Genomic DNA, 22,611 nt, shown 5'->3' on the forward strand with positions numbered 1-22,611 from the left:
CAAAGTGCGATGAACCTTTTTTTATGGGGGTCGGACCACCGTAACTAGTTGATTTCAGGCGGTTTGCGGGGGTTTTTCAGCAGTTTAGTTTGCTTAGAAGGGCGTTTTCTGGTCAGAAAGGCGTGTTAAGCCTTTCCTTCCCATTCCTGAGCGGGCTTTTGGGGGGCTAAAACGCTCTTTAAAGGCTTGGAGGCTACCGAAAAAGCGCACCTTTCCCATGACAATCAACAACCTGGAGTGGTCCGACCCCGGTTAGAGCGGCCGGTTAAAGCGGGCGGACGCGGAGCGAGCGGCCTTTGATCTTGCCGCTATTGAGGCGCTGCAGGGCTTTGTCGGCGACGGCGTGTTCCACCGCCACATAGGCCTGGTTGTCGAACAGGGTAATCTTGCCCACCTTGTCGCCGGGGATGCCGGCGTCGCCGGTGAGCGCACCCAGGATGTCACCGGGGCGCAGCTTCTGTTTGCGCCCGGCGCCGATGCACAGCGTCGTCATGGGCGCCTCCAGCGGGCTCCGGTCCGCATGCGGGCGCACCTCCTCCAGGGGCAGCCAGGGCAGGGTGCCCAGCCGGTCCTCCAGAGCCAGGGCCCGGCGCATTTCCCGGGGCGCCACCAGGCTCACCGCCAGACCCGCCTCGCCGGCCCGGCCGGTGCGGCCGATACGATGAGTATGGGTGTCCGGGTCGTGGGCCAGCTCCACATTGATCACCAGATCCAGCGCGGCGATGTCCAGCCCGCGGGCGGCCACGTCCGTGGCCACCAGCACCGACAGGCTGCGATTGGCAAAGCGGCCCAGCACCTGATCCCGGTCACGCTGATCCAGGTCGCCGTTCAACGCCATCGCCGACACGCCCTTGGCCACCAGATGATCGGCCACCTCCTGGCACTGTTGCTTGGTCACGCAAAACGCCACACAGGAAACCGGCCGCAGGCTGTACAGCACCCGCGTCAACGCCTCCAACCGCTGCTCCGGCGCCACCTCGTAGAAGCGCTGCTCAATGGCGGGGCGGTCGTCGGTGTCCTCCACCTCCACGGTGACCGGGTCACGCAGAAAGCGGTCCGCCAGGGCACGGATGCCCGCCGGCCAGGTGGCCGAAAACAGCAGCGTCTGACGCCGTGCCGGCGTCTGCCCGATGATCTCGCTGATGCTGTCCACGAAGCCCATGTCCAGCATCCGGTCGGCCTCGTCGAGCACCAGGGTATTCAGCCCATCCAGGGATAAGGTGCCCTTGGCCAGGTGCTTCTGCACCCGCCCCGGCGTGCCCACGATCACCTGGGCGCCATGCTCCAGGGACCCCACCTGCGGCCCCATGGGCACCCCGCCGCACAGCGTCAGCACCTTGATATTGTCCGCTCCCCGCGCCAACCGGCGCACTTCCTGGGCCACCTGATCCGCCAGTTCCCGGGTCGGGCAAAGCACCAGCGCCTGGCACCCGTAGAAACGGGGATTCAGCGGATGCAGCAAACCCAACCCGAACGCCGCGGTCTTCCCCGACCCGGTCCGCGCCTGGGCGATCACGTCCCGCCCCTGCAGGATCGGCGGCAAACTGCGCGCCTGCACCGGCGTCATGGCAGAGAAGCCCAGCGAGGCCAGATTGGCCAGCGTCGCGGCATCCAGCGGGAGAGAAGCAAAATCGGTATTGGTCACGGTGGCGCCTGCTTTGGGTGCATCGAAAAGAGGCGGCAGTCTAGCACTGAATCAAGCACTGCCCGCAGCCGGCTGGTTCCACCCGGGGTCTCCACCCGGGGTCGGACCACGCTAACTGCTTGATTCCAGGTTACCTAGATGGGGCCACAGGCCAATACAGAAGGCCATAAGCCGGTTTTTTCGGGGTGAAAAGAAGGGTCCAAGCAGGGCCGTATAAGGAGGTTGGGCTCATTAGCGGCCTCTTCAGAGAGCCCATAAAACGCTTTAAGCCCTATTTGGGTGGGTTATTTTACGGTATTTTTATTGAAATCAGCCGGTTAGCGTGGTCCGACCCCGGGGTGGGTTGGTTACGGCAAACACACGGAAAGTGGCGCCGCGCCGGGTGAATTCGGCTCCGCTTGCCGCTAGACTAGGCGGCTTAAGCTCTGCTTACGGTCCCCCAGCCAGGCGGGACCCCTGGCCCTGTTCTGGAGCGGTTGCGGCCGCGATACGCACGCTATGAGACTGAAAACCATCAAGCTGGCCGGCTTCAAGTCGTTCGTGGACCCCACGTCGGCGCTGTTTCCGGACAATCTGACCGCCGTGGTCGGGCCCAATGGCTGCGGCAAGTCCAACATCATCGACGCGGTGCGTTGGGTGATGGGCGAGTCCTCCGCCAAGCATTTGCGCGGCGAGTCCATGGCGGATGTGATCTTCAACGGCTCCAACGCGCGCAAGCCGGTAGCCCAGGCGTCCATCGAGCTGGTGTTCGATAATTCCGATGCCACCGTTACCGGCGAGTACGGCAAGTTCAACGAGATCTCGGTGAAACGCCAGGTCACCCGGGACGGCCAGTCCAACTATTTCCTCAATGGCACCAAGTGCCGCCGCAAGGACATCTCCGATATCTTCCTGGGCACCGGTCTGGGCCCGCGCAGCTACGCGATCATCGAGCAGGGCATGATTTCCCGGCTGATCGAGGCCAAGCCGGAGGAACTGCGGGTCTATATCGAGGAAGCGGCGGGCATCTCCAAGTACAAGGCGCGCCGCCGCGAGACCGAGAACCGCATGCGCCGCACCCGCGAGAACCTGGAGCGGCTCACCGATATCCGTGATGAGCTGGAGCGCCAGCTGGAGCGTCTCAGCCGCCAGGCCGCCGCCGCCGAGAAGTACAAGCAATATAAGGAAGAGGAGCGCCAGAAGGGCGCCCAGTTGAAGGCGCTGCGCTGGCGGGGGCTGGATCAGCAGGTGCGTCAGCTGGACCAGATCATCGCCGAGCTGGAAGTGGCCCTGGAGGCGCGCATCGCCGAGCAGCGCCACGCCGACGCGGAGATCGAGCACCTGCGCGAGAGCCATAACGACGTGCAGGAGAACTTCAACCAGGTGCAGCAGCGCTATTACGCCCTGGGCGCCGAGGTGGCGCGGCTGGAACAGAGTATCCAGCACCAGCGCGAGCGTCGCCAGCAGCTGTACGAGGAGCTGGAGCAGGTCACCGCCAGTTGGAAGGAAGCCGACCAGCACCAGCGCACCGACGCGGAGAAGCTGGCGGAACTGGACGAGAGCCTGGCCGGCCTGGAGCCGGACCTGGATCTGGCCCGCGAGCGGGAAGAGACCGCCGCCGAGACCCTGGCCCTGGCCGAGGACGCCATGCAGGACTGGCAGCAGGCCTGGGAAGGGTTCAACAACAAGGCCGGCGAATCACGCCGCCAGGCGGAGGTGGAGCAGTCGCGCATCCAGCACCTGGAAAAATCCATCGAGCGCCTGGGCGACCGCCTGGAGCGGCTGGCCAAGGAGCAGGAATCCCTGGACGCCGGCCCGCTGGCCCAGGAGATGCGCCAGCTCGAGGAGCAGGTGGAGGAATATAAGGAGCAGCGCGAAGAGAGCGAACTGCGCGCCGAGAGCCTGCAGGAACGGATCAACCAGATGCGCCGGGAAAACGGCGACCGGGGCCGCGAGCTGGATGAGGCCCGGGACCGGCTGCAAACGGACAAGAACCGGCACACCTCCCTGGAGGCCCTGCAAAAAGCGGCCATGGGCGACGACGGCGCGGTCAGCGAATGGCTGGCCCGGCACGATCTGGACCAGCGCCCGCGTCTGGCGGACCGGCTGGAGGTGGCGGAAGGCTGGGAAAAAGCCGTGGAAGCGGTGCTCGGCGATGCCCTGCAGGCGGTGGCCATCGAGGGCCTGGACCCGGTGGGGGACTGGCTTGGCGACCTGACCCATGGCCGGGTCACCCTGGTGGACAATGGCGCGGCGCCGTCTTCCGCGGCCGGCCCGGCCGATGCTCTGAGCAATTACGTCACCGGCGAGGTGCCCGAGGGGCTGCTGGCCGGCGTCCACGCCGCCGAGGATTTGCCCGCCGCCCTGGCGCTGCGCGGCCGGCTGGCCCCCGGCGAGTCGGTGGTCACCCGCGATGGCATCTGGCTGGGCGCCGACTGGCTCAAGGTGGTGCGCGAGCAGGATCAGGAAGCCGGCATCCTGGAACGGCGCCGGGAACTGGACGCCCTGGGCGGCCGCATCGACACCGGCCAGGCCCGGGTGGACGAGCTCAAAGCCGGCCTGGAAGAGGCCCGTGAGCGCATCGCCGAGTTGGAGGAAGAGCGCGAGGAAGTGCAGCGCCAGGCCAGCCGCCTGAACCGGGAGCTGGGCGAGGTGAACGCCCAGGTCAGCGCCCGCCAGGTGCGCCTGGAGCAGATCACCATGCGCCGCGAACGCCTCACTAAAGAGATGGACGAGGCCCGTGGCCAGCTCGACCAGGAACAGAATCAGATCAAGGAAGCCCGCGCCGTGCTTCAGGAAGCCCTGGATGCCATGGAGCAGGACTCCGGCGAGCGCGAGGCGCTGCTGACCCGCCGGGACGAAACCCGCGCCCGCCTGGAAGACGCCCGCCAGCAGGCGCGCCAGCACCGCGACCGCAGCCACCAGCTGGCCATGGACGCCCAGGGCGCGCGCACCCAGGCGGAGTCCCTGCGCCAAAACCTGGCGCGGCTGGAATCCCAGGTGGCCGCGCTCAGCGAGCGCAAGGCGCAACTGGAGCAGCAGGCCGGCGGCGATGAGGACCCGGCCCGGGAGTTGCAGGAACAGCTGGAAGAAAAACTGGAGCAGCGCCTGGAGTCCGAGCAACACCTGACCGAGGCGCGCCGCCAGCTGGAAGACGTGGAACACAAGATGCGCGACCTGGAAGGCCGGCGCGGCCAGCACGAGCGCCAGGCCCAGGAAGTGCGCGACACCATCAACAACAAGCGCATGCAGTGGCAGGACCTGACCACCCGCCGGCAGACCGTGGCCGAGCAGCTGGACGAGGACCATTTCGACCTGGACACGGTGCTGCGCAACCTGCCGGAAGAGGCGGATGAGCGGCACTGGTCCGCTGAGCTGGAGCAGATCGCCCAGCGCATCGGCCGCCTCGGGCAGATCAACCTGGCCGCCATCGACGAATACCAGCAGCAGTCCGAGCGCAAGCAGTACCTGGATCAGCAGAACGACGATCTGGAGGACGCGCTCAAGACCCTGGAAAACGCCATCCGCAAGATCGACCGGGAAACCCGCACCCGCTTCAAGGAGTACTTCGACCGCATCAACAAGGGGCTCCAGGAGCTGTTCCCCAAGGTGTTCGGCGGCGGCCACGCCTATCTGGAGCTGACCGGCGAAGACCTGCTCGACACCGGCGTGGCGATCATGGCGCGGCCCCCGGGCAAGCGCAACAGCACCATCCACCTGTTGTCCGGCGGCGAGAAGGCGCTCACCGCCTTGTCCCTGGTGTTCAGTATTTTCGAACTGAACCCGGCGCCGTTCTGTCTGTTGGATGAGGTGGACGCGCCGCTGGACGACGCCAACGTGGGACGGTTCTGTAATCTGGTGTCGGAAATGGCCGAGCGGGTACAGTTTATCTATATCACGCACAATAAGATCGCCATGGAAATGGCCCACACCCTGATGGGCGTGACCATGCACGAGCCGGGCGTGTCCCGCCTGGTGTCCGTGGACGTGGACGAGGCCGCCGAAATGGCGGCCATGTAACGATGGTGATCCAATGAATCTGGGCGACGCGAGCCAAGCTAAGGAAGAGGCAAAATGGGCCTGAATCTGGAAACACTGATCGGCATTCTGGTTATTCTGATCCTGCTGATTCTTGCCGATGGCGTGCGGCGCATGATCCGCGAGCGGCACGGCCGCCTGCGCATGCGCATCGACCGCCGCTTCGGCAAGGAAAAAAGCCCGGGCCAGGACCCGGACGAGGACGACTACCCCACCGATCTGGGCAAGCCCCGGGTGCGTCGGCGGGACGAGATGCAGCCCGGTTTCGATATGGGCCGGGTGGACCAGGACGACGCCGTCGATCCGCCGATGATGATGGACCCGGACGAACCGGCCCCTCAGCAGGACCCGGCCGAGATCAGCGCCGCCCGCCGCGCCGAGCAGCAGAGCCTGTTCGGTGCCGACGAGCCCGAACAGGAAGAGGAACACGAACCGGCGCCCCGGGTGCGCGAGCCGGCAACGCCGCCGCCCCGGGAAGAAAGCCTGCCGGAGCCGCGACAACACGAACGCCCGGAACCGCCCCGCGCCACCGAAGCGACGAACACCGCCGACCCCGTCCGCAGGAGCGGCTTCAGCCGCGATACCCGGGAAGACGCCCCCGAACCGCCCCGCGCCAAAAAGCCCCGCGCCCAGGCCCCGGAGTCCGCGCCCCTGGAAGTGATCGTGTTCCATCTGATCTCGCGCCGCCCGGACCGCTTCGACGGCCAGGCCATGCTGCGGCTGCTGCTGGAAAGCGGCCTGCGCTACGGCGACATGAACATCTTCCACCGCCACCGGGAAACCGCCGGCCAGGAGCGTCTGGAATTCTCCGTGGCCAACGCGGTGGAGCCGGGCACCTTCGACATCGACACCATGGAAGAAGAGCAATTCGCCGGCATCACCTTTTTCATGAAACTGCCCGGCCCCGGTGAACCGCTGGCCGCCCTGGACCGCATGCTGGCGGTGGGCCGCCGCATGGCCGAGGAACTGGACGGCGACCTCAAGGATGAACAGCGCAGCGTGCTGACCCCGCAAACCATGGAACACCTGCGCCAGCGCGTGCAGGAATTCGAGCGCCGCCAGCGCGTCTCCCACGGCGCCTGACCGGCGCCCACGGCAACACGGCAACACGGCAACACGGCAACACGGCAACACGGCAACACGGCAAGACGGCAACACGGTAGGAGCGGCTTCAGCCGCGATAACGGCCTCGTCGGAACCCACCCGATCGTTATCGCGGCCGAAGCGGAGCGCCCGCCGGCCGCCCTAAACCGACTCCGTGCACAGCCCGACCCCGACAAAATCCGGCACCCGTAACCCAAGGACCCGATTCCCAGTGACCTCGAAGAACGCCCCGGCCCCCGCCGACGAGATCAAGAAACTGCGCGACACCCTTAATGACTGGTCCTACCGCTACTACACCCTGGACGACCCGGCGGTGCCGGACGCGGAATACGACCGCGTCTTCCGCCGCCTCCAGGAACTGGAACAACAGCACCCGGACCTGATCACCGCCGATTCCCCCACCCAGCGGGTCGGTGACGCGCCCCTTGAAGCGTTCGACGAGGTGCGCCACGCGGTGCCCATGCTCAGCCTCGGCAACGCCTTCAGCGACGAGGAACTGGGTGACTTCGACCAGCGCGTGCGCGAGCGCCTGGATGTGAGCGGCCCCATAGACTATGTGGCGGAGCCCAAGCTGGACGGCCTGGCGGTATCACTGGTCTACGAAAACGGCGAACTGGTACGCGGCGCCACCCGCGGCGACGGGGAGACCGGCGAGGACATCACCACCAACGTGCGCACCATCAAATCGGTGCCCCTGCGCCTGCGCGGCGACAACCCGCCGGCGCTGCTGGAAGTGCGCGGCGAGGTGGTGATGCCGCACTCCGGTTTTGAACAACTCAACCGCCGCCAGCAGGAAGCGGAGCAGAAGGTGTTCGCCAACCCGCGCAACGCCGCCGCCGGCAGCCTGCGGCAACTGGACTCGCGCATCACCGCCGAGCGGCCCCTGGAGTTCTACGCCTATTCGGTGGCGCGGCTGGAAGGCGAGGATTGGCCGGACACCCACTCCGCCATGCTGGAGCGCCTGCGCGGACTGAGCCTGCGCGTTAATCCGGAGGTGAAACGCTGCCAGGGCCTCGAGGCGCTGCTGGCGTTCTATAACGACATCCAGCAACGGCGTGACCAGCTTGATTACGACATCGACGGGGTGGTCTACAAAGTGGACCGTCTCGACTGGCAGCGCGATCTGGGCTTTGTCAGCCGCGCGCCGCGCTGGGCCATCGCCCACAAGTTTCCCGCCCAGGAAGAGCTCACCGTGCTCAACGGCGTGGAGTGGCAGGTGGGCCGCACCGGCGCCCTGACCCCGGTGGCTAAACTGGAACCGGTGCAGGTGGGCGGCGTCACCGTCAGCAACGCCACCCTGCACAATATCGACGAGATCGGCCGCCTGGATATTCGCATCGGCGACACCGTGGTGGTGTACCGGGCCGGCGACGTGATCCCCAAGGTGGTGCGCGCTCTGCCGGAGCGGCGCCCCAAGGACGCCCGGGAAATCCATCTGCCCGAGGAATGCCCGGTGTGCGGCAGCGAAATCCTGCGCGCCGACGACGGCGTGGTGGCGCGCTGCACCGGCGGCCTGATCTGCGGCGCCCAGCGCCGCGAAGCCATCAAGCACTTCGCCTCGCGGCGGGCCATGGACATCGAAGGCCTGGGCGACAAGCTGGTGGACGCCCTGGTGGACCAGGGCCTGGTGGACAACGTGGCCGACCTCTACCGCCTCAAGGCGGAGGACGTGGCCGGCCTGGAGCGGATGGGCGAGAAGTCCGCCGATAACCTGATTGAGGCCTTGGAAGCGTCCAAACAGGTCAGACTCAACCGCTTTCTGTTCGCCCTGGGTATCCTGCAGATTGGCGAGGAAACCGCGAAGGCCCTGGCGGACTGTTTCGGTGACCTACAAGCGATTCGTGACGCATCGCCTTTGCTGCTTCTTCAGGTTCCGGATGTCGGAACGGAGGTGGCAAGAGCAATCTCTGCCTTCTTCTCTGAGGAGCACAATAAAGAAGTTATAGATGGCTTGATCGCTGACCAGGACCACGAGGGAGGTGGGGTGAAACCTCAGTCCTCCGGTAAGCCATCTGCCTCATTCGTTAATAGTCTTACGCTATCTGCACTGCTTCAATCGGCCAAACGAATGGGTATGCGCGTAGAGGGGGTAGGGCAGAAGACTTTGGACAATGTTGGGAGTTACTATCAGAGTTGGGATGCTCTGATGGAAGCAATCCGTTCAGATGAGAGCGAAGCGGTGCCGGGTATCAAAGCTGGTATTCTGGATAAAATTTCTGTGGCGCTAAACTCGGATGGCTGGGAAAAACGTTTTGAAGAAGCCTGGGTGCAAGTACAGACATTGAAGAAGAAGACGACTCCGGCGGAGGAAGAAAATCGCCCCCTGGACGGCCAGACCTGGGTACTCACCGGCACCCTGAGCCGGCTCACCCGCAGCGAGGCCAAGGAACGCCTGGAAAGCCTGGGCGCCAAGGTCGCCGGCAGCGTCTCCAAAAGCACCGCCCGGGTGGTGGCCGGCGAAGCCGCCGGCTCCAAGCTGGCCAAGGCGGAAAAGCTGGGCGTGGAGGTGATGGACGAGGACCAGTTCATGGAATTTCTCGCCGAGTCCGCGGGGGATCGCGGCTGAAGCCGCTCCTACGGCGGGCTCCTTGTTATGTAGGAGCGGCTTCAGCCGCGATCCCCCCCCGCGCGCCGGTCCCGCCAGGATGGCGGCCCGCCGCCGCGCCCGGTACCATGTCGCCAAGCCGGATTTTCGAGGTCCCTCCATGCGCGTGCTGATTGTGACGCTCACGCTGCTGCTGCTCGGCGGCTGCGCCACCACCCCCACCCACATCGATGACGTCTGCGCGGTGTTCGACCAGAAGGGCGGCTGGTTCAACAACTGGTACAAGGCCGCCAAGCGCAGCGAGAATGAATACGGCGTGCCGGTGGCGATCCTGATGGCCACCATCTACAAGGAATCCGGCTTCCAGGCCCACGCCAAGCCGCCGCGCACCAAACTGCTCGGCATTATTCCCTGGAAGCGGCCGTCCAGCGCCTACGGCTATCCCCAGGCCCTGGACGGCACCTGGGCCTGGTACCAGCGTGAAACCGGTCACGGCGGCGCCAAGCGGGACAACTTCGGCGACGCCGTGGACTTCGTCGGCTGGTACCATTACCAAAGCCATGTGCGCAACGGCATCGCCCTTAACGACGCCTACCATCTTTACCTGGCCTACTACGCCGGCCACGGAGGCTACGCCCGCGGCGTCTGGAAAAGCCGCCCCTACATGCAACGCTCGGCCCGCCGCGCCCAGGACATGGCCAGCCGTTATGCGGTGCAGATGGAGCGGTGTGGGCGTTAAGGGAGTTGAAAGTTACAAGTTGAAAGTTAAAAGGAGGCCGGCCTTTGGGCTAAGCGCGGGTACGGCCATGACCGCTGGCAAGGCCAGCGCCGCGTTTCAACTTTTAACTTTGAACTTTCAACTTGCCCCTGATAACGGGCTATTGTGGTCGCCTCCCTGAATCCAGGAGCAAGTTTGGATAACGAGTCGATTGTCTACGGCTGCATCAAACACCTGCCATTCGGGGACGAGCGGCAGCGCAAGGCCAGTTGTTTCCATAACCGTCGTGCCATCCGCGCTCTGCCGGAGGCGGACGGGTCGCCGTTTCTTGGCCAGGATATGTTCGCGTTTTCCGGGGACCCGGGCGGTGGCGGGTACCAGACCCAGGTGATTCATTTCGGCCAGTCCTACCGGGCGGTGGAGTACGAATGGGCCCACTGGATCGCCAAGTTCGAGCGGTTGCTCAAGCAGATGTACTGGGTCAGCGCGGTGGTGCATCTGGACACCGAGCTGGCCGGCACCCACACCTTTCACTGGGACTGCGCCGACGATTACCACGAACCCTCCGACGACCCGCTGCGGGTACGCTGCGAATGGTCCCGGGAAGGCAATGTTGTTTAGCACCGGATATGTTCAGAGGTAGCCGATGATCGTTCCCTGGCAGGAGATTCCCGCCGACGCCCTGCACAACCTGATCGAGGAATTCGTCACCCGTGATGGCACCGATTACGGCGAGCAGGAAATCGCCACCGCCACCAAGGTGGAGCAGGTGCGCGCCCAGCTGAAACGGGGCGAGGCGGCGGTGGTGTTCGACGAAGCCACGGAAACGGTGTCCATCTTCAACCGAGAGCAGCTCCGTGAAGCGGGGCTGTAAGATACCCAGCCCCCAGTCGTCTTCGAAAGCTGTAGGAGCGACTTCAGTCGCGATTGAAGCTGGCACCCACCCCAATCGCGGCTGAAGCCGCTCCTACCACGTTCGTTTCCGTAGGAGCGGCTTCAGCCGCGATACAACCCCACGATCACCAGCAAATGCACGCTGGCCGCCAGCAGCACCGCCCAGGTGGCGACGATCCCCAGCTTGCGGAAGCTGTTCACCTCGCTGCCCGGCCCGACCATGCCCCAGGCGTGGGCCAGACGGCCCAGCACCAGCACCAGCCCGTACAGATTCAACGCCCAGGCGTTGCCGTTATTGCCCTCCAGCAAACCGATCAGAATCAGCGCCAGGGGCACGTACTCCACCGCGTTGCCATGGGCGCGCACCGCCCGGTTGATGTGGATGTCGCCGCCGTCGCCCAGGGACACACCCCGGCCGAAGCGGTAGCGCACCACGTTGAACGACAGGGCGAGAATGAGCAGGCCGCAGAGCGCGGCGTAGAGGGCGGTGATTGGGAACATGGGGCAGCCTCATGGGTTTAAGTTACAAGTTGAAAGTTGAAAGTTGAAAGGAAGCCGGGTTTGGGCACCTTGGCCCGGGCATTACCGGTTTTCCCCTGAGCGCGGGCACGGCCATGACGGCTGGCAAGGCCATGGTCGCGTTTTAACTTTTAACTTTTAACTTCTTCTTTTTTCTTCTTAAGAATCTTCCCGGATCCAGCGCGTCCAGCAATGGCCGGTCCGCCGGTGGCGGGGCGTCGCTGATGCGGTCGGCGAGGATTTCCGCGCACAGCGGCGTGCCGGTGATGCCGCGGCTGCCGTGGGCGATGTTCAGCCACAGGCCGGGCAGGGCGGCCAGGTCGTCCCGGGCCGGGTCCGGCAGGGGGCCGGCCAGGGGCAGGAAGTCGGTGCTCTGGCAGCGCAGGCCCACGCGTCGGTTCACCACCTGGATGTGCTCGCCGCCGAGCTCCGCCCAGTGGTCCGGCAGGTGGTGGCGCAGTTGCGCCAAGTTGTCGGCGTCGTCCTGGTCCCGGGGCGCCGGGTCCGGGTTGTGCAGGTCGAAGGTGGCGCCCACGCAGTGCAGGCCATCCAGAGCCGGGGTCAGGTAGCCGCCGTGGCATTGGGCCTGCTGCCAGGCGGTGCTGGCCTCGGTGGCGGCGCAGTAGCTGACCTGGCCGCGAATCAATTTCAGTGGCAGCCAGTCCAGGGTGGCGCCGTCCACGGTGAGCTGCTTGGCGGCGCCGGCGGTGGCGATCACGATCGCATCGGCGTTCATCTGTTCACCGTCGTCCAGGGTGGCCAGGGCCGGCGTGCCGCTGGCCAGGGCGGTGACGGCGGCCTGGCGCACCCGGATCGCCGGATGGTCGAGCAGGGTGCGGCACCAGGCGGGGGGATTCAGGTAGCCGCCGCCGCGCAGCTCCGCGCGGTGGTCGCCGGCCAGCAGCAGGGAGTCCGGCCAGGCGCCGCTGTCGGCGGCGGCGCGGATCTTGGCGCTCTGTTTGTCGTCCACATAGTGCTGTACCACCCCGTTCAGGGCGCCCTGGCCGTCGCCCGGGAAACGGTGCCTTGCCAGCCAGCGCAGGGCATGGCCGTAACTCAATTGATAGAAGCGATTCTGAGCGGTGAGGTGCGGGCTGGGGGTGCTGTAGACCACGCCGGCGTGGTTGCCGGAGGCCGCCGTGGCGATGCCCGCCGGGTCCAGCACGGTAACCTGCCAGCCGCGCTCCGCCAGGGCCCGGGCGGCGGTGGCCCCGGCCAGGCCGGCGCCGACGACCAACGCTTGGCCCCGGCGTTGGCGCGCCGGGCGCCAGGCCGCCGGGTCCGCGCCGAAGCTGCCCACCACCATGTGCCGTTTGTGGCCAAAGCCGTCGATGCGCTGGACCTGAAAACCGGCGTCCGCCAGCCCTCGGCGCACCGCGCCGGCGGCGGTGAAGGTGGCCAGGGTGGCGCGGGGCCGACTGTGCGCCGCCAGTTGCCGGAACAGGGCCGGTTGCCACATGTCCCCGTTGCGCGCCGGGGCGAAGCCGTCCAGGAACCAGGCGTCCACTTGCGCCGGGCACAGCCGCCACAGCGGTTCCGCCTCGCCCAGCATCAGCGTGAGGCTGACATTGTCCGCCAGCCACAGCCGGTGGCAACCCGGCGATGCCGGCGGGTACTGTTGGCGCAGGGCGTCGCGGAGCGCGTCCCACTCCGGGGTGTCGGCGGTGTCCGGCCAGGCGGCCAGGGCCCGGTCCAGGTCAGCGGCGGTGAGCGGATGCTTCTCCACCGAGAACAGATCCAGCCGCGCCCCGGCCGGGGCAAGCCGGCGGAACAGGGCGGCGGCCAGCAGCATGTTCAGGCCGGTGCCGAAACCGGTCTCGCCGATCACGAAGCCGTCGCCGTCGGCCAGCGCCGCGAACCGCTCCGGCAGCCGGTTGCCTTGGAGAAATACATAGTGGCTTTCGGCGCGGCCATCCTGGCGCGAGAAGTAGGGATCGTCGTAGTCGGTGGCCACCGGGGTGTGGTCCTGCCAGTGCAGGCGGGCCGGGCGGATCGGGGCAAAATCGCCGATGGACATGATGGGGCGGGCTCCTCACACTACGCCGCTTGAATCGCAACTGCCCGGCGCGGTTCGCCGGGGCGGAGATAGTAGCATGATCGCGAAAATCTGGGCGGTGATGGCGCCGGTGCTGGCCTGCGCCGGCATCGGTTTTTTCTGGGGGCGCAGCGGCCGGCCCTTCGACATGCGCATGGTCACCGCCCTGGTCACCACCGTGGCCACGCCCTGCCTGATCGTCGCCACCCTGGGCAAAAGCGATCTGGACCTGGCCGCCCTGGCGCGGGTCACCGGCCTGTTCCTGGCGGTGCTCACGGTGACCGGCCTGGTGGCCTGGCTGGTGTTGCACCTGTCCGGCCGGCCGTTGCGCGTGTTCCTGCCGTCGATGATGTTTCCCAACACCGGCAACATGGGGCTGCCGCTGTCGATGCTGGCGTTCGGCGACCATGGCCTGGCCCTGGGGCTGGCCTGGATGATGCTCACCTCGGTGGTGCAGTTCTCGTTCGGGTTGGCGGTGGTCAGCGGCCAGGGGCTGTCCTGGAAGCTGTTCCGGCATCCGATTCTGGTGTCGGTGGTGATCGCCGTGGCCATGGTGCTGTTTCAGGTGCGGCTGCCGGAGTGGCTGTTCAACAGCGTGGCGTTGATCGGTGACCTGACCATCCCGCTGATGCTGATCACCCTGGGGGTGTCGCTGTCCCAACTGCGGGTGCGCCATGCCGGCCCCGGCGCCGCCTTCTCGGTGCTGCGGCTGGTGCTGGGCTTCGCCGCCGCCTGGCTGGTGTGCGAACTGGCCGGCGTGGACGGCGTGCTGCGCGGCGTCATTCTGATCCAGTCCACCATGCCGGTGGCGGTGTTCAACTATCTGCTCGCCCAGACCTACCGCCAGGGCCCGGAGGAAGTGGCGGCCATGGTGGTGTTCTCCACGCTGCTTTCGTTTTTGACCCTGCCGCTGTTGCTGGCGGTGGCGTTGCCCTAGCGGCGGTCGCCGTACCGCCCGCCTTATTTCGCGGCGGGCGGCGCTTCCATCTTGCCGGCGCCGCTGTCTTCGACGCGCCGCTGGCCGGCCCGGAACTCCGCCAGGGCCCGTTTGCTGAGACGCAGCAGGGCGGTGGTGTCGCGCTGCCGGGACGCCGCCTCCAGCCGGATGAAATGCCCGGGCCCGGTGGTCAGCAGCAGGGTCTCATGGAGCGGCCGTTGCCCCGGGCGGTTAATCAGCCAGGCACCGCTGGCGGTGACATGGCCTTCCAGATCGAACAATCTCTCCCCCACCACACGGATCGACTGATCCCGGCTGTTATACACCCGGTTGACGCGCTGTTGGCGCAGTTGGCCGTAATGTCCGCTGACGATGCGGGTGGCGCTCAAATCCTGCCAGCCGCCGGGCAGCCCATAGAGTGTCACCTTGAGCCGGGTGTCCGCGTCGGCGAAGCGCCATTGCCGCCAGCCGTCCTCCCCGGGCCGGCTGATGGCGCCGTCGCCCTCCAGACCGGCCAGCCGTGCTGGCATCTGGTAACCGTCCAATTGCGCCGGCGCCGCGTTCGCCGGACGGGGCAGGGTGCCGCCGGCTTGCAGGTTGGGCAGGGTGGCCGGCGCCGGTCCCTGACAGGCCGCCAGTAACAGTGCCAATGACAGTGCCAGTAACGGCGCCACCGGCGGCTTGAGAAGCACCAAGAATTTCGGCCTGACTGTCTGCAATGGGGTCCCCCGGGGCCGGGTATACGGTTCGTTCACCGGGCCATGATAAAGTGACAGCAACGCCTTGGCACGCGCGGTCCGACCCGCGGCTCCTTGGGGGGCATGAATGGCACAACCCAAAAAGTACTCGGCCACCCTGTTGCTGGTGATTCTTGTCACTTTGCCGTTTCTGTTGGTGGCGGGTCTGGTGTTTCAGTACCGCTGGGAGCAGCGCGAGCATCACCTGGCCATGGCCGAGGACCTGAGTCTGTTCCGCACCGGCATGGCGGTGATCGCGCCGCTGGAAAGAGTGCGTGACTTTTCCCCGGCGGTGGGCCGCTGGCCGCTGCCGCCGCTGGAGGAGCGTTGGCGTGGCGCCCAGGAACTCACCGGCCAGCGCCTGCAGGCGCTGCTTGATCAGAGCGTTTCCGACCGGGTGGCCGGTTTGCCGGACCAGACCCGGGGGCTGGTGCGTGATTGGCGGGAGTTGCGGCCGTTGTCCGACCGGGCGCTGGATCAGCAGGGCGCGGCCGCCATTTTCGACAGCGTTGAGCAGGTCAACGAGCATCTCTACCGCACCCTGGCCGCGGTGCTGTATATGTCCGATCTGGCCGCCGAAACCCGCCCCCGTCCCACCGAAGCCCTGTCGCTGACGCTCACCGGCATCTATGAACTGCGCCTGGACCTGGGGATTATCCGGGCGGTGGGGCTGTACGCCGCCGCCGGCGACGGCCAGCTGGGGGAGGAGGATCACCGCCGCCTGACGCGGGCGGTATCCCGGCTCGGTGAGCGCCTGTTGCAGGTGGAAGGGCAGGCCCAGGCGCTGGCGGCGCGGGCCGACGACGACCGCCTGCGGCAACATTGGCGCAACCTGCGCGCCGAGTTGCAAGACTACCTGGCCTGGGCCGAGGCCGGGCTGGTGCGGCCGGAGACGGTGACGCTGACCTGGCAGGAGGTGGTGGCGGAAAGCGGCGCCCGCCAGGCCGCGCTGAACAGCTTCGACGAATTCCTGTTGGATCTGGCGGAACGGCTGGCGGACCGCGCCGCCGATCATGGCGACCTGGTTACCGCCTGGATAGTGGCCGGTCTGTTGCTGCTGTATCTGGCGGTGCTGGCCGCCAGCCTGATCTTCATGCGTGTGGCCGGCCGCGCCATTCGCGGGCGCGCGGAGGTACGCGCCAAGAGTCAGTTTCTGGCGCGCATGAGCCATGAAATCCGCACCCCGCTCAACGGCGTGCTGGGGCTGGCGGAACTGCTGCGCGAAACCAACCCGTCGCCGCGCCAGCAGGATTATATCGGCCTGATCGAAAACGCCGGCCGCACCCTTAATACCCTGGTCAACGATGTGCTCGACTACTCCAAGCTGGAGGCCGGCAAGCTGGAACTGGAGGCGGAGGACTTCGATCCGGCGGCGCTGGTTATCGACTGTGCCCATATGTTCAGCCTGCCGGCCAGCGACAACGGCGATCTGGTGCTGGTGGACGTGGACCCGAATTTGCCGGCGGTGGTGAGCGGTGACGCGCCTCGCCTGCGTCAGGTGCTCACCAATCTGGTTTCCAACGCGGTGAAGTTCACCCGCCATGGCTGGGTGCGGGTCAGCGCCCGCTGTCTGAGCCTGAACGACGACCGGGCGGTGATCCGGTTCGCGGTGGAAGACAACGGCCTGGGCATGAGCAAGGACGAGCAACGCCGCCTGTTCCAGCATTTCAGCCAGGCCTCGGCGTCGGTGTCCCGGCGTTTCGGCGGCACCGGCCTGGGCCTGTCGATCAGCCAGGAACTGGTGCGTTTGATGGGCGGCGACATCCAGTTGCGCAGTGCCCCGGGCCAGGGCTCTTGCTTCCACTTTATCCTCACCGTGCCGATGGTCACGCCGCCGGTACCGATGCCGGAGCCGACCCGGGAGCCGGCGCTGGTGTGGGATCAGTCGGGTAATCTCAAGGCGCTGCTGTGCCGCGATCCCCGTTTTGCCCATGTCACCGTGGTCACCGACCTGAACGGCGTGCGCGATGCCCTGGCCCGGTCGCCGGTGACCCATTTGCTGGTCCATGGCGTCACCGACGGGGTGCAGCTCGACCAGGGGCTGCGCCCGGCGCGCCAGCGCGGTACCGGCTTCCGGCCGGTGTTGCTGTGCGGCATGCGCGAAAGCGGCGAGGTGGTGATGCGCGACGACATCACCCTGGTGCGTCGCGCGGTGCTGACGGTGGCGGAGCTGCAGCAATTGCTCAGCGACGATGGCCCGGGGCGGGTGCCGCTGATCGCCCAGCGCGAGCCCGAGCCCGCCCACGGCGGCCTGCGGGTGCTGGTGGCGGAGGACAATCCGGTGAACCAGATGGTCACCCGTGGCTACCTGGAGCGCCTGGGCGTGCCGGCCCCGGTGCTCGGCGACGACGGCCACCAGGCGCTGGAACATTTCCGCGCCGGCGGTGGCGCCTATCGTCTGGTGCTGATGGACCTGGATATGCCGGTGATGGACGGCTTTGAAAGCGCCCGCCGGATGCGTGCCCTGGAACAGAAAAACGGCTGGCGGCCGGCGGTGATTCTGGCGCTCAGCGCCCACATCATGCCCGAATACGCCAAGCGCATCCGCGAGGTGGGCATGGACGGGCAATTGATCAAACCCCTCACCCTGAGCGCCATGCAGGCCGCGCTGCACCAATACCTGAGCGCCCCCTGAACTACGCACCCTCTACGCCACCCTCTACGCCACCCTCTCTGTAGGAGCGGCTTCAGCCGCGATCCCTCGCTACCCTTCCCTGCGTGGGCAATCGCGGCTGAAGCCGCTCCTACAGGAGGGTGGATCAGAGGGGGGGCGGGTCAGGCGCGCAGGCGGCCCATTCTGAGACGGCGCCAGCCCAGGGTGCCGGCGATTTTCAGCAACGAGCTGAGGCCGCCGGCGTTTTGCAGCGGTGCCTTGCCCCGGCCCATGCGCGCCAGTTGCAGGGTGTACCAGGACACTTCCATCATCGCCGCGTTGTCCACCGCGCGGATGCCGGTGCGGATCGGCGCCACCGGGCTGGTCACGTCCTCGCCGGCCAGCAGCCGGGCGCTCAACGCCGGGTCCAGGGCCAGTGGCCGGGCCAGGCCGATCAGATCGGTGGCGCCGTCGGCCAGCGCCCGGACCATGCCTTCCCGGGAGCGGAAGCCGCCGGTGACCATCAACGGCACCGCCACCCGCTGGCGGACCTGCTCCGCGTATTCGAGAAAGTAGGCCTCCCGGCGCCGTGTCGATTCGCGCACCCCGGCGCCGGCCATGCGCGGCGCCTCATAGGTGCCGCCGGAAATCTCGATCAGATCGATGCCGCGGGCGGCCAGGGCCTCCACCACCGCCATGGACTCGTCCTCGCTGAAGCCGCCTTTCTGGAAATCCGCCGAGTTCAGTTTGATGGACACGGGAAAGTCGTCGCCCACCCGGGCGCGCATTTCGTCGTAAACCTCCAGCACGAAGCGGCGCCGGTTCTCCGGGCTGCCGCCGTAGCGGTCCTCGCGGCGGTTATGGCGCGGCGACAGGAACTGGCTCACCAGATAACCGTGGGCGCCGTGGATCTGCACGCCGTCGAAGCCCGCTTCCTTCATGATCGCGGCGGTCTCGCCGAAGCGCCGCACGATGTCGCGGATCTGCTCTTCGCTGAGCGCTTTTGGGGTATGGAAAAAACGCTTCAGGCCCGGGTCCTCGAAGGGCAGGGCGGAGGGCGACACCGAGCGGCGGTTGAGGGCCGCCGGCGCCTGTTTGCCGGGATGGTTGATCTGCACCCAGATGGCGGCGCCGGTTTCCTTGCCGGCCCGCGCCCAGTCGCGCAGCCGGGGCAGGTCGCGGCGATCTTCCACCACCACATTGCAGGGTTCGCCGATGGCGCGCTGGTCCACCATCACATTGCCGGTGATCAGCAGGCCGGTGCCGCCCCGGGCCCAGGTGCGGTAGAGCCGGGGCAGACGCGGTGTCATTCGGTTGCCGGGGGTGCCCAGGGTTTCGCTCATGGCGGATTTGGCCAGGCGGTTCTTGAGGGTGGCGCCGCAGGGCAGGGTCAACGGTTGATCAAGAGTAATGGGTTGATCAAGCGTAACGGACTGGTCGAGAGTGGCGGGCTGTTCCTGGGGCACGGTCATGGCGGTCCTCATGGCGGTGGTGCTGATCAATAACAGTGGCGCGAATAAAGTGGCGTCAGTGTGCCCCGAGTGGCGTGGTCCATGCGGGCCAATCGGCGCCGTGTTGCGCGGCCTTGCCGGCGCCGGGATAATCGCGCCCATGTTGGATACCTACCTCGATGATCTGAACGCCGGCCTGGCGCCGCTGCTGGGCCCGGACGCGGCGCCGGTGATGGCGCTGAGCCGTGAACGGCTGCTCGACAAACCCCACGGCGACCTGCCGTGCTGGCGGGCCGCCGTGGAGGCACTGCCCGCCGGGCCGGCGCCCTGCGCCTTCGACCGGGACACGGTGACCGTGGGCGAGCCCGGCGGCGCCGATCCGGCGGCGTTGCGCGCCGCCCTGGAAGGGCTGATGCCCTGGCGCAAGGGGCCGTTCCGGTTCTTCGGCCTGCCCATCGATACCGAATGGCGCTCCGACTGGAAGTGGCAACGGGTGGCCCCACACCTGGCCGATCTGCGCGGCCGCCGGGTGCTGGACGTGGGCTGCGGCAGCGGCTACCACGGCTGGCGCATGCTCGGCGCCGGCGCCGACACGGTGCTCGGCGTGGATCCCACGCCCCTGTTCCTGATGCAGTATCTGGCGGTGCGCCGCTACGCACCGGCGGCGCCGTTCTGGTTCGCGCCCCTGCGCATGGAAGAGCTGCCCGCCGCCAGCGGCGCCTTCGATACGGTGTTTTCCATGGGCGTGCTCTACCACCGGCGCTCGCCGCTGGACCATCTGATGGAGCTGGCCGGCGCCTTGCGCCCGGGCGGCGAGCTGGTGCTGGAAACCCTGGTGGTGGAAGGCGGGGAGCGTGCCGTGCTGATGCCGGAAGGCCGCTACGCGGCGATGCGCAATGTGTTCTTCCTGCCCAGCACCGCGCACCTGGCGGTATGGCTGCGGCGCTGCGGGTTCGACCAGGTGCGCTGCGTGGACGAATGCGTCACCACCACCGACGAGCAACGGGCCACCGACTGGATGCGTTTTCAGTCGTTGCCGGATTTTCTCGACCCGGAGGATGCCGGCCGCACCCGCGAAGGCTACCCGGCGCCGCGCCGGGCGGTGATGATCGCCCGGCGGGTGTGACGCTCAGGCGTCCGAAGTCCGGGGCCCGGCGTCCGCCGGCATCAGTGACGCTTCCAGCAGGTGGTCGATCAGACACAGCCGGGTGGGTTCGTCCAGCCGCCGCAGGGCCGGCGACAGAGCGCGTACCAGAATGCCCTCGCCATGGCGGCTCAGGGTTTCCACCAGATGGCGGAACTGACCGGGCGGGTCGCCGTTTTCCATGGCCGTGGACGGCCAGCCGGGGCGGGCGTGGTGCTGCTGGGGGGCGGTGTTCGGGTTCCGCCGTTGCGCCTGGGCGCGCCGCGACAGCACCGGCTGCCGGTCGCTGTCGTCCACCGCCAGCAGGCACAGGGTGTCCATCACCAGCTCACGGATCGGCTCGTGCCCGGCGCCGTCCCGGGCCTCGCTGTCGACCACGTGCACGGCCATGGCGGTGGACAGCCGCAGCACCCGGTCCGGCAGGGTAAAGCGGGTCTGCTGGAACCAATCCTGTAATCGTTGCGCCAGCCCCTCCGCGCCGTCCACCGACGTGCCCGGCAGGCACAGCACCAGATAACCGCGCTGCCAGGTGACCAGGGCATCTTCCTGGCGCACCCGCCGTTCCACGGCCAGGGCCAGCTGCCGTTGCAGAGCACGCAGCTGGCCGCCGCCCAGTTCCCGGCCCAGGGCGGTGAGATCCTTGAGTTGAATCGCCAGCAACGAAAGCGGCAATTGATAACGTTGGCACAGGGACACCAAAGGTGTCAGCGCATCGAGATTTTGACTTTGTACGCGGGGGGTGTCCGTCCCGGTGGTCATGCTGTCATCCCGTGTCGAAGTTATTATTCGCTCCTGCGTTGCACGGGCCGTCCATAGCGAATGTGACAAGCACCATAGTAAGTGTTTTGCTAAGCAGTACTTCCCGCCCGTACCAACGGTTACATTAATACCGGTTTTGGTTACGAACCGGTTATCGGGGACCGCCATTGATGACCACCATTTTGCTCACCGCTGTGATCACCGCCGCCATCACGCTGTTGGCGTTGGCGCTCTGGGCGCACTTCTATCTGTTACCGGTGCTGCGCCGCCGGCTGCGCGGCGACCTGGAGGAAGAGGCGCGCAACGCCGCCGACCTGATCGCCGCCCGGGTGGAGGAGGCGGTGAAACGGGGCATCAATGATGGCGTGCGCAATCTGCCCACCCGGGAAATGATCGAGGAAACCAGCCGCAGCCTGGCGCGCACCAGCACCGAAATGGTGGGCGAACGGCTGAGCCGGTTCTTCAATAAGAAATAGCGGGAGGGATTATCGCGACTGAAGTCGCTCCTACAGCGCACCGCCATCCCCCCGCCGTAGGAGCGACTTCAGTCGCGATATCAACGCTGCCGGTGCAGCAAGCGCCCGATAATCAAAGCCAGCCCGAAGCTGATCATCGCCAGCGAGGCATGGTCATGGGCCAGGGCGTGCCAGGTGTCCTGCCAATGGCCCAGGGCGCGCAGCAGCGCCACCAGCATCAGGCCCAGCCCGGCCACCAGAAAGGCCAGGTCCAGCCGCCGGGCGTGGCGGATATCCCGGCGCAGTTCGCGCAGCTCTTCGAGAATGTCTTCCTGCAGCAGCTGCTGGCGGGCCATCTGTGCCGCCAGCTCACCCACCCGGTCGGGCAGCCCGGCCAGTTGCTCCAGCCATACCGGGTCTTCCCGCCGCAGCACCGCCAGCAGTTCCTTGAGGCGCACATGGTCGTCGAGCCAGTTGCGCACCAGCGGCCAGAGGCTGAATTCGCCGACCATGCGCTGCAGCTTGTCCAGGGTGTCGGCGGGGCCGGTGATGCGCAGGTTTTCTTCCGCGTCGGCGCTGTTGGGGGCCAGCAGCCAGTGCAGCATGGCCCCCAGCGGCCCGCGCACGCGCACGTCCACCGGCCCTTCGTAATCGTCGTGCAGCTCCACGCCGTCCTCGTAGATCAGCACATACAGCACCCACATGGGCTGCTCGCCGCGCAGCCGCACGGCGGTGCCGTGCAGGGCGGCAAGCTGCTCGCGGCCGCGCGGGTCGCCGGTGAGCGCCTGATTGAGCAGGGTTTCCAGGGCCCCGTACATAAACAGTCCGGGCAACGAGGACGGCGAGGTCATGTGAGACGGAATCCTTCTTGGCGATGGGCGGGTCCTACCCGGCAGTATGACGAAGGGCGCGCCGGTTGCCAAAAAATGACATTGCACCGGTTCACTGACTATCTATATCGGGCAACCACATAACATTGGCTTTTTTGACCGCGCCCGGCGCCCGGGGGAACTGTTCCCGGCGGCCTTTGCCGGCTAGGCTTGTTCAACCTCCGGGCC

The 22,611-nt window shown here is 66.9% G+C and carries 17 protein-coding genes; 10 read left to right on the forward strand and 7 right to left on the reverse strand.

The features are described from left to right. Positions 1–265: 265 nt before the first annotated feature. A complete protein-coding gene (dbpA, locus tag FGS76_RS02925) occupies positions 266–1,645 on the reverse strand; it encodes an ATP-dependent RNA helicase DbpA (protein ID WP_138771135.1) in 1,380 nt (459 codons plus the stop codon). Positions 1,646–2,143: 498 nt separating this feature from the next. Between dbpA and smc the strand changes: the two genes are divergently transcribed. From smc to FGS76_RS02955, 6 genes are all read left to right on the forward strand, one after another. After that, positions 2,144–5,644 carry a chromosome segregation protein SMC gene (smc, locus tag FGS76_RS02930; protein WP_138771136.1) on the forward strand — a complete coding sequence of 1,167 codons (3,501 nt, stop codon included), beginning with the start codon at positions 2,144–2,146 and terminating at the stop codon, positions 5,642–5,644. Between the two features lie 54 nt (positions 5,645–5,698). After that, the gene (gene zipA, locus FGS76_RS02935; RefSeq protein WP_138771137.1) at positions 5,699–6,745 is read left to right on the forward strand and encodes a cell division protein ZipA; all 1,047 of its coding nucleotides are present in this window, start codon (positions 5,699–5,701) and stop codon (positions 6,743–6,745) included. A gap of 232 nt (positions 6,746–6,977) precedes the next feature. Beyond that, positions 6,978–9,332 carry an NAD-dependent DNA ligase LigA gene (gene ligA / locus FGS76_RS02940; RefSeq protein WP_138771138.1) on the forward strand — a complete coding sequence of 785 codons (2,355 nt, stop codon included), beginning with the start codon at positions 6,978–6,980 and terminating at the stop codon, positions 9,330–9,332. Between the two features lie 139 nt (positions 9,333–9,471). After that, positions 9,472–10,050, forward strand: coding sequence for a transglycosylase SLT domain-containing protein (locus FGS76_RS02945; RefSeq protein WP_138771139.1), 579 nt, complete (start codon positions 9,472–9,474; stop codon positions 10,048–10,050). A 174-nt stretch (positions 10,051–10,224) separates the two neighbouring features. Then, positions 10,225–10,650, forward strand: a complete 426-nt coding sequence (locus FGS76_RS02950; RefSeq protein WP_138771140.1) for a hypothetical protein — start codon at positions 10,225–10,227, stop codon at positions 10,648–10,650. A gap of 25 nt (positions 10,651–10,675) precedes the next feature. Next, on the forward strand, positions 10,676–10,903 hold the full coding sequence (locus tag FGS76_RS02955) for a YheU family protein (protein WP_138771141.1): 228 nt from the start codon (positions 10,676–10,678) through the stop codon (positions 10,901–10,903). A gap of 122 nt (positions 10,904–11,025) precedes the next feature. Here FGS76_RS02955 and FGS76_RS02960 read toward each other — a convergent pair whose 3' ends face one another. Both FGS76_RS02960 and mnmC read right to left on the reverse strand, forming a co-directional pair. Further along, positions 11,026–11,424, reverse strand: a complete 399-nt coding sequence (locus FGS76_RS02960; protein WP_138771142.1) for an MAPEG family protein — start codon at positions 11,422–11,424, stop codon at positions 11,026–11,028. 142 nt (positions 11,425–11,566) lie between these two features. Next, positions 11,567–13,459 carry a bifunctional tRNA (5-methylaminomethyl-2-thiouridine)(34)-methyltransferase MnmC2/FAD-dependent 5-carboxymethylaminomethyl-2-thiouridine(34) oxidoreductase MnmC1 gene (gene mnmC / locus FGS76_RS02965; RefSeq protein ID WP_138771143.1) on the reverse strand — a complete coding sequence of 631 codons (1,893 nt, stop codon included), beginning with the start codon at positions 13,457–13,459 and terminating at the stop codon, positions 11,567–11,569. 76 nt (positions 13,460–13,535) lie between these two features. Here mnmC and FGS76_RS02970 point away from each other — a divergent pair, with 76 nt between their 5' ends. Continuing rightward, the gene (locus FGS76_RS02970) at positions 13,536–14,414 is read left to right on the forward strand and encodes an AEC family transporter (RefSeq protein ID WP_138771144.1); all 879 of its coding nucleotides are present in this window, start codon (positions 13,536–13,538) and stop codon (positions 14,412–14,414) included. A 23-nt stretch (positions 14,415–14,437) separates the two neighbouring features. Here the strand turns inward: FGS76_RS02970 and FGS76_RS02975 are convergent, their stop codons facing one another. Next, the gene (locus tag FGS76_RS02975; protein WP_170214386.1) at positions 14,438–15,109 is read right to left on the reverse strand and encodes a hypothetical protein; all 672 of its coding nucleotides are present in this window, start codon (positions 15,107–15,109) and stop codon (positions 14,438–14,440) included. A 130-nt stretch (positions 15,110–15,239) separates the two neighbouring features. On the opposite strand from FGS76_RS02975, the gene FGS76_RS02980 reads away from it, so the two are divergent. Continuing rightward, positions 15,240–17,786 (forward strand): hybrid sensor histidine kinase/response regulator, encoded by a 2,547-nt coding sequence (locus tag FGS76_RS02980; RefSeq protein ID WP_138771146.1) that lies wholly within the window; start codon positions 15,240–15,242, stop codon positions 17,784–17,786. Between the two features lie 140 nt (positions 17,787–17,926). On the opposite strand, the gene FGS76_RS02985 is transcribed toward FGS76_RS02980, so the two are convergent. Then, positions 17,927–19,216 carry an NADH:flavin oxidoreductase/NADH oxidase family protein gene (locus tag FGS76_RS02985; protein WP_138771147.1) on the reverse strand — a complete coding sequence of 430 codons (1,290 nt, stop codon included), beginning with the start codon at positions 19,214–19,216 and terminating at the stop codon, positions 17,927–17,929. A gap of 139 nt (positions 19,217–19,355) precedes the next feature. Between FGS76_RS02985 and cmoB the strand changes: the two genes are divergently transcribed. Next, on the forward strand, positions 19,356–20,321 hold the full coding sequence (gene cmoB / locus FGS76_RS02990; protein WP_138771148.1) for a tRNA 5-methoxyuridine(34)/uridine 5-oxyacetic acid(34) synthase CmoB: 966 nt from the start codon (positions 19,356–19,358) through the stop codon (positions 20,319–20,321). A gap of 3 nt (positions 20,322–20,324) precedes the next feature. Here the strand turns inward: cmoB and FGS76_RS02995 are convergent, their stop codons facing one another. Next, positions 20,325–21,098 (reverse strand): nucleotidyl cyclase domain-containing protein, encoded by a 774-nt coding sequence (locus FGS76_RS02995; RefSeq protein WP_138771149.1) that lies wholly within the window; start codon positions 21,096–21,098, stop codon positions 20,325–20,327. A gap of 170 nt (positions 21,099–21,268) precedes the next feature. Here FGS76_RS02995 and FGS76_RS03000 point away from each other — a divergent pair, with 170 nt between their 5' ends. Next, a complete protein-coding gene (locus FGS76_RS03000; RefSeq protein WP_138771150.1) occupies positions 21,269–21,574 on the forward strand; it encodes a hypothetical protein in 306 nt (101 codons plus the stop codon). Between the two features lie 80 nt (positions 21,575–21,654). Here FGS76_RS03000 and FGS76_RS03005 read toward each other — a convergent pair whose 3' ends face one another. Further along, the gene (locus FGS76_RS03005) at positions 21,655–22,404 is read right to left on the reverse strand and encodes an SCP2 sterol-binding domain-containing protein (RefSeq protein ID WP_138771151.1); all 750 of its coding nucleotides are present in this window, start codon (positions 22,402–22,404) and stop codon (positions 21,655–21,657) included. Between the last annotated feature and the right edge of the window lie 207 nt (positions 22,405–22,611).

Origin of the sequence: Alloalcanivorax gelatiniphagus (assembly GCF_005938655.1) — a bacterium.
In the GTDB taxonomy this organism is placed as follows: Bacteria; Pseudomonadota; Gammaproteobacteria; order Pseudomonadales; family Alcanivoracaceae; genus Alloalcanivorax; species Alloalcanivorax gelatiniphagus.